Source organism: Novosphingobium sp. MBES04, from assembly GCF_000813185.1.
In the GTDB taxonomy this organism is placed as follows: Bacteria; Pseudomonadota; Alphaproteobacteria; order Sphingomonadales; family Sphingomonadaceae; genus Novosphingobium; species Novosphingobium decolorationis.
Genome location: NZ_DF850510.1, coordinates 1 through 982, shown reverse-complemented (window position 1 = coordinate 982; position 982 = coordinate 1). Strand labels below are relative to the sequence as shown.

Below are 982 nucleotides of genomic sequence, written 5' to 3'. Positions count from 1 at the left end.
CGGTCTGGGATTCCCTTCGGGCGCGATTTCTGATTCAGAATCCGTGCTGGTGAAGGAGGCCGGCATGGATGGCTCTTTCGATGGATTTGCGCACTCGGCTGTTGGCAGCGGTGGACAGTGGATCGAGTTGCCGTGCTGCGGCGGCCCGGTTCGGTGTTGCACCATCAACGGCGGTCCGTTGGCGGGCACAGCAGCGCGAGACGGGTGACATAGCCCCAAAGCCGCGCGGCGGGGATATGCGCTCGCGGCGGGTGGAAGAGCGGGCAGCGGACATTCTGGCCATTTGGGAGGAGCGCAGGGACATCACCCTCGAAGAACTACGTCTGGCGCTTGCGGACAAGGGAATGGCCGTTTCCGTAGCCGGGCTACATCGCTTTTTTGTTCGCCGTGGCCTGACGCGCAACAAAAGACAGGCCATGCGATAGAGCAAGATCGACCAGACGTCCTGAAACAGCGTCAGGACTGGTTCGAGGGTCAACTCGATCTCGAACCGGAGCGCCTGGTCTTCATCGACGAAACCTGGACCGCGACCAATATGACCCGCAGCCACGGACGTTGCCCGAAAGGCGAGCGACTGCGGATGGGCTTCCCGCACGGCCACCGCAAAACCACCACTCTCGTCGCTGGCCTGCGCATGACTGGCATGGTCGCGCCCATGGTGCTCGATGGACCGATTAACGGTGACTGGTTCGAAGCCTACGTCGCTCAGGTCCTCGTCCCGGAACTGCGGCCCGGCGACGTCGTCATCATGGACAACCTGTCGAGCCACAAGCGCGCATCGGTGCAGGTGCTCATCGAGGCTGCAGGCGCAACCCTGCGCTTTCTCCCGCCCTACAGCCCAGACTTCAACCCGATCGAGAAAGCGTTCTCCCGCTTGAAGGCCATGCTCCGTAAAGCGGGCGAGCGAACGGTCAGCGGCCTGTGGAGCTTGATCGGCAAACTCGTCGATATCTTCCAGCCTCAGGAATGCGCCAACTACTTC

2 protein-coding genes are annotated in these 982 nt (G+C 62.2%); both read left to right on the top strand.

The features are described from left to right. Positions 1–208: hypothetical protein (locus MBENS4_RS27095; RefSeq protein WP_242405117.1), on the top strand; the 208-nt coding region annotated here is incomplete at its 5' end. After that, positions 111–982 (top strand): IS630 family transposase gene (locus tag MBENS4_RS25645; RefSeq protein WP_445321539.1). Its coding sequence is split into 2 segments (ribosomal slippage), with 873 coding nucleotides annotated over them: positions 111–399 and positions 399–982; the frame shifts between segments, so codons are not numbered across the junction. This gene is flagged as partial in the annotation. The genes MBENS4_RS27095 and MBENS4_RS25645, both read left to right, overlap by 98 nt.